This is a genomic window from Corynebacterium sp. HMSC14H10, from assembly GCF_001807105.1.
In the GTDB taxonomy this organism is placed as follows: Bacteria; Actinomycetota; Actinomycetes; order Mycobacteriales; family Mycobacteriaceae; genus Corynebacterium; species Corynebacterium jeikeium_D.
Window position 1 is genome coordinate 83,625 of record NZ_KV787441.1, and the last position, 6,000, is coordinate 89,624.

6 protein-coding genes and 1 tRNA gene are annotated in these 6,000 nt (G+C 59.7%); 3 read left to right on the forward strand and 4 right to left on the reverse strand.

Annotation, left to right across the window (positions count from 1 at the left end; genetic code table 11):
- Positions 1–109: 109 nt before the first annotated feature.
- From HMPREF3135_RS08385 to HMPREF3135_RS08390, 3 genes are all read right to left on the reverse strand, one after another.
- Complete coding sequence (locus HMPREF3135_RS08385; RefSeq protein ID WP_070432016.1) at positions 110–586, reverse strand: RidA family protein; 477 nt, start codon at positions 584–586, stop codon at positions 110–112.
- A gap of 44 nt (positions 587–630) precedes the next feature.
- A complete protein-coding gene (locus HMPREF3135_RS11325; protein WP_005511670.1) occupies positions 631–792 on the reverse strand; it encodes a Sp36 family protein in 162 nt (53 codons plus the stop codon).
- A 71-nt stretch (positions 793–863) separates the two neighbouring features.
- Positions 864–1,226, reverse strand: coding sequence for a WhiB family transcriptional regulator (locus HMPREF3135_RS08390; protein WP_038627417.1), 363 nt, complete (start codon positions 1,224–1,226; stop codon positions 864–866).
- 379 nt (positions 1,227–1,605) lie between these two features.
- Between HMPREF3135_RS08390 and HMPREF3135_RS08395 the strand changes: the two genes are divergently transcribed.
- On the forward strand, positions 1,606–4,005 hold the full coding sequence (locus tag HMPREF3135_RS08395) for a transglycosylase domain-containing protein (protein WP_246818328.1): 2,400 nt from the start codon (positions 1,606–1,608) through the stop codon (positions 4,003–4,005).
- Positions 4,006–4,086: 81 nt separating this feature from the next.
- Here HMPREF3135_RS08395 and HMPREF3135_RS08400 read toward each other — a convergent pair whose 3' ends face one another.
- A complete protein-coding gene (locus tag HMPREF3135_RS08400) occupies positions 4,087–4,548 on the reverse strand; it encodes a GatB/YqeY domain-containing protein (protein WP_070439126.1) in 462 nt (153 codons plus the stop codon).
- A 39-nt stretch (positions 4,549–4,587) separates the two neighbouring features.
- Here HMPREF3135_RS08400 and HMPREF3135_RS08405 point away from each other — a divergent pair, with 39 nt between their 5' ends.
- Both HMPREF3135_RS08405 and HMPREF3135_RS08410 read left to right on the forward strand, forming a co-directional pair.
- On the forward strand, positions 4,588–5,523 hold the full coding sequence (locus HMPREF3135_RS08405; RefSeq protein WP_070439129.1) for a metallophosphoesterase: 936 nt from the start codon (positions 4,588–4,590) through the stop codon (positions 5,521–5,523).
- A 171-nt stretch (positions 5,524–5,694) separates the two neighbouring features.
- Positions 5,695–5,771, forward strand: a tRNA-Pro gene (locus tag HMPREF3135_RS08410).
- Positions 5,772–6,000 lie beyond the last annotated feature (229 nt).

Consider the following 6,000-nt stretch of genomic DNA (forward strand, 5'->3'; position numbering starts at 1 on the left):
TCCGGGGAGCGCGCCACGTCCTCCAAATCGACTCATTTGGGTGTAAGCACGCTTCACGACGCCCCGGAGAACGCAACATCCTCGCTGCTTGCAGCAGCAAATACAGCAGCTACTGAGCTACTTCAACGATGATTTCTACTTCCACGGGAGCGTCCAGCGGAAGCTGATTTACACCCACTGCCGAGCGAGCGTGCTGGCCGCGCTCGCCGAAGACGTCGCCGAAGAGCTCCGAGGCTCCGTTGATAACGCCCGGCTGACCAGTGAATCCGGCGGCGGAATTGACGAAGCCGACGACCTTCACGATGCGGGTGACATTGTCGAGGCCAACCTCGGCATCGACTGCGGCCAAAGCGTTGAGAGCGCAGGTGCGGGCGGCCTCCTTGGCCTCCTCAGCAGTGACCTCTGCGCCGACGTGGCCGACGTAGGTGAGCTCGCCGTTAACGAATGGGAGCTGACCGGAAGTGAAAACAAGGTTGCCCGTGCGCGTTGCGGGTACGTAGGCCGCAACTGGCGCGGCAACGGCAGGCAGGGTAAGCCCCAGGTCCTCGAGGGCCTGGGAAGGAGTGCGAGATTCAGAGTTGCTCATTTAAATTAAGCCTTTCCACGGCGACTAGGGCCGGACGAATAAAGTTAGTCAGCCTTTGGGCGCTTGAAGTAACCAACGTGGTTTTCGCCGGTCGGGCCGGGGAGAACGGTGACGAGTTCCCAGCCGTCCTCACCAAAGTTGTCCAGGATGGCCTTGGTGTTGTGAATGAGCAGCGGTGCGGTGAAGTATTCCCATTTAGTAGTCATGGGAGCTACTTTATCTGTCCCCCAGCCTCGCGCGCTGGGGGTTCAGTTTTACTTCGGTCTAAGTTGGGTTTTTACTTAGCCAGCTTTGCCTTGCGCTGAGCTGCGTACTGCTCAGCGTAGAAGTCGGCCCACGAAGTAATTTCCGGGTGCTCGCGCAGCATTGCGCGGCGCTGACGCTCGGTCAGGCCACCCCAGACGCCGAACTCAACGCGGTTATCCAGAGCGTCGGCACGGCACTGCAGAACCACTGGGCAGTGGCGGCAGATAACGGCGGCTTCGCGCTGTGCGGCACCGCGTACGAACAACTTATCCGGGTCAATATCGCGACACTTAGCGCGCGGGACCCACTCCTGGCGATCGCGGAAGCTCTCTACACCGAGCTCGTATTCTGGCGTAGTAGCAGTGCGGTTGCGATCTGGAATCGTGGCGGTCATTGTAGCCTCCTCGTGCCTGCGATTTTCGTTATTTCGAAATAGTTTCAACTAAATAGTGCTGAAATTTTGTTGTAAGTCTATTCACACCACCCAAATAATGTCGATTGGGTCACACTAGGAGGGTGGACGTGGCGCAGCTCTAAATATAACGATGCAGGTGGGGCAACTTTTTCCAACAAAAGCACGGGGGTGATTTGCGTCACTATGAAAATCTTTTTCCGGAAACCACTACCCGACGAGTTGCGCGGTGTTGTAAGGGCATTCGTAGCGCCCCTCCCCCGCTCGCCAGGCGTTTTACTGGACTCCCCGGGCATGTCACTAGGTGGATTTTCGAAAACCCACTTCGGCTCAATCCGCCCTACCTTGTAGTCTGATTGCTGTGAATAAAGGTTCGACGCTGTTCAAGCTCTCCGTTGCCACTGTGTTGGCAGCGTTGATTATGGCCAGCGCCCTCTTTCCTCTTGTGGGCGGCTCGGCCTACCTCGTCGCGCGCACGGCTGATGAATTCGCGTCGGCGTCGCGGTCGGTGATTTCTAAGGACGCACCAGGGGTCACCACTATTACGGATCGTAATGATCAGCCAATTGCGTGGCTCTATGATCAGCGGCGGTTTAATGTGCCGTCGGAACGCATCTCGCCAGCTATGAAGGATGCGCTGGTCAGCGTGGAAGATAGGCGCTTTTATGAGCACTCTGGTGTGGACTGGAAGGGTACTGCTCGTGCGGCGGTAAAGAACTTCATGTCTCAGTCAGTGCAGGAAGGCGCCTCCACGATTGAGCAACAGTTGATTAAGAACCACACGCTGCTCGTAGACGCGCAGTCGGAGTCGGAGCGCCGCGCTGCTACTGCCACGGATTATGGCCGCAAGATCCGCGAGATTCGCATCGCGTTGGATCTGGAAGATGAGCTGACGAAAGACGAGATTCTGACCAAGTATTTAAACTTGGTCCCCTTCGGCAATGGCGCTTTCGGCGTGGAAGCTGCAGCTCAGACCTACTTCGGCATTCCCGCGTCCGATCTGAATGTCCCGCAGGCCGCTCTGCTCGCGGGCATGGTTCAGCAGTCTTCCGGGCTCGATCCGTATACAAATCCGGAAGGTGCGCATGCACGGCGTAACGACGTGCTTGCGGCTATGGAATCCACGGGGGCAATTGGCCCGCAGGAGGCTCAGGACGCCAAGGCAGCTGATCTCGGTATTCTTCCGGAGCCTCAGCGCCTGCCGCAGGGTTGCATCGCGGCGGGCGATCGCGGTTTCTTCTGTGACTATGTGGTCTCTTACCTGGAGAACCACGGTATTGATGCCGAAAAGCTGAAGCGCGGTGGCTTCCATGTGAAGACCACACTGGACCCGCGTGTGCAGGACAGCGTGCAGGAGTCTCTGCGTCAGCAGGCGTCACCGACTGCGGATGGCGCAGCTGAGGTTATGAGTTTGCTTGAGCCTGGGGATGACTCCAGGAGGTTGCTCGCGATGGCGTCGTCACGCGTATACGGCCTCGATGCGGAGCAAATGCAGACCGTGCAGCCGCAGCCATTTACGCCGGTAGGCAATGGCGCGGGCTCGATTTTTAAGATTTTCGCGGCAACGTCGGCGGTGGAAAAGGGGCTGGGTATTGATACCCACTTCCCGGTGCCGCGTCGTTATGAGGCCTCCGGGCTGGGCACCGGTGGCGCAGAGGGCTGCCCTCCGGGCCTGTACTGCGTGGAGAACGTGGGCAGTTTCCCGCCGTCGATGTCACTGCGTGAGACGCTCGCGCGATCGCCGAATACTCCTTTTATTCAGATTTCGGAGCTGGTCGGCGTTGATGGCGTGATGGACATGGCAGTACGCCTGGGCATGCGCTCATACACGGAGCCGGGCAGTTTTGATGGCGAGTCCTCGGTGGCGGACTATGTCTCGGAGCATAAGCTCGGCTCGTTCGTGCTGGGTCCGACGTCGGTGAATAACCTTGAGCTGTCCAATGTCGCTGCCACCCTGGCCAGTAATGGCCGCTGGTGCGAGCCCTCTCCAATTGAGTCGATTACGGACTTCAAGGGCAATGCGGTCAAGCTGAATGTGCCACCGTGCGAGCAGGCGGTGGAGCCGGGGGTTGCGCACGCGATTGCTAATGCGCTCAGCAATGATGCCACCGATGGCACTGCGAAGGATGCCGCGAAAGAGCTGAATTGGGACGGCCCAGTCGCGGCTAAGACCGGCACCACCGAGTCGAACCAGTCCGCGGCATTCCTGGGCTTCACCGGCGGTCTGGCCGGATCGGTTTACGCCTACAACGACACCCCGACTGTCACGGAGCTGTGCACGTCACCACTGCGGCAGTGCCCGAGCGGCAACCTCTTTGGTGGTCGTGAGCCCGCGCGCACATGGTTCGGCGCAGTCGGCCCAATTATCGAGGACTATGGCGGAAAGAATCTCCCCCCATTGGATTCGGACTACGGCCTGGGCACCTCTATCACCCAAATGCCGAATGTGGTGGGCATGCAGAAGGCCGAGGCTCGGGAGACCCTTAAGAAGGCTGGCTACAAGGTAGAGGAACGTACAGTGTCCCACACGGGTGAGTCGCGCGGAATCGTGGTCGGACTGGATCAGCCACCGCTGCTTCTCAAGGGTGGCACCGTCACAATCCGCGTGGCCGATGGCACCCGTCGTCCGACCCCGCCACCAGCGCCGTCACCGCGACCGGAGTCGACGACGCCCCGGCCGGATCCGCTACCGCAGTTCCCTCGGCCAAACACTCCGCCGGCGCCGAGCTTGCGGGATCTGATTCCGCTGCTGCCGTTCTAGAAGCTGCCGGTTTAAAAAAAATGGCCGCGGCAACTTGCTAAAAGTCACCGCGGCACTGGAAAGAACCCCGAAGGGTCGTGATTAGCCCTGCAGGGCAGCCTTAACGGCCTCGGAAAGCCGCTTGCCATCGACCTGGCCAGCGGCCTTTTCCTTAGCCACCTTCATAACCTGGCCCATAATCTTCATGCTCGGCGCGTCATCGCCAGCAACCTCGGCCACAGATTCTGCGACGAGGTTCTTCACAGCGTCGTCGTCAAGCTGTTCCGGCTGGTAGCGGGCGAAAACCTCTGCCTCGGCGAGCTCGGCGTTGGCAAGTTCCTGGCGGCCGTTCTCGGCGTACATCTCAGCGGACTCGCGACGCTTCTTGACCTCCCGCTCAATCACACGCAGCACCTCTTCATCGGTGAGCTCGTGCTTGGAGCCGGAGACCTCCTCGGTCTGGATGGCGGCCTTTAGCATGCGCAGCGCCGCAACGGTTTCCTTGTCGCGGGCCTTCATTGCGGCGGTCATATCGGAGACAATTGTGTTCTTCAGTTCACTCATACGCCCTAGATTACCGCTGTAGTTGATAGTGTCTCTGTCATGACATTGCGCGCTTTTTCCAACCGAATTCTGCGGTCTGCCGCAGCTCTCGCCACGCTTGGCTTGACGACGTTCATCTACGCGAACCAAATCGAATTGCGCGCATTTAAACTCCACCGCGTTCAAGTTCCCGTGCTGGCACCCGGCACGCTCGCCCGGGCGGGAAAGCGCGAGGGTGAGCCTTTCCAGATTCTGCATGTCTCCGACTTCCACATGCTCCCCGACCAGAAGTTGAAGCAGAAGTGGGTTGCCAGCCTCGATGCTCTGAACCCTGACCTGGTGATTAATACCGGCGACAACCTGGGCAGCGACAAGGCCGTTCCCAGTGTCCTCGCAGCGCTCGGCCCCCTACTGAACCGTCCGGGTGCCTTCGTGTTTGGCACCAATGACTACTTCGCGCCGCGGCCCGTAAATCCACTGAAGTACCTGACGGGCAAGAAGCGCAAGCCCTCGCGCGTCGAACTACCGTGGCGCGGTATGCGCGCTGCGTTTATCGAGCACGGCTGGCAGGATGCCACCCATGCCCGGCTGGAGTTTGTCGCGGGCGGAGTGAAGGTGGCACTGTCCGGTGTGGATGACCCTCATCACGAGTTGGAGGATTATTCGCAGATTGCCGGTGCCCCGAATGCGGATGCCGACATCGCTATCGGCCTGTCGCACTCGCCGGAGCCCCACGTGTTGGATGCTTTTGCGGAAGATGGCTACGACCTGGTGCTTTCTGGTCATACCCACGGTGGCCAGGTGTGCCTGCCCGGAGGGAAGGCCATTGTGACCAACTGCGGTATCGACCGCTCGCGGGCCTCGGGGTTGTCGCGCTGGACCGAGAAGACGTGGCTGCACGTCTCCAATGGCCTTGGCACTTCCCCTTACGCCCCGGTGCGCCTGTTCTGCCGCCCGTCCGCGACCTTGATTGAGGTTGTGGAGCGGGATTCGTAGTTCGTAGTCCGTCGGGGTGCAGTTCGTAGTTTGTAAGGGCGCGGCGGAGACCGCGGCTTGTTCCCACAGCCCGTTAAGCAGGCGTTTTGCATTCTGACTCAGCGTCGGGCTAAAGTAAGTCCTCGCAAGCACAGCACTGAGACGTATGTTCCCAGTTCGTGTCTGCGGCCTCGGGGTATGGCGCAGCTTGGTAGCGCGCTTCGTTCGGGACGAAGAGGCCGTGGGTTCAAATCCCGCTACCCCGACCAAGTAGAAACCCTCTCTCACCTGGAGTTATCCGGGCGAGGGAGGGTTTCGTCGTTGGCTGCTGAACCCTACTTTTTGCCGCGGTTCAGGGTTGATAGCCAAAGAGTGCGTCCAGTTCTCAAGGTAGCGACTAGTCAGGCCCCAACTGCGGCAGCACCACAGCCCGGAGTTACGTGGCAAAACTGTCAACCCGAAAACTCCGGGGCTGCAAATGTGAAACTGTCTGAGTTT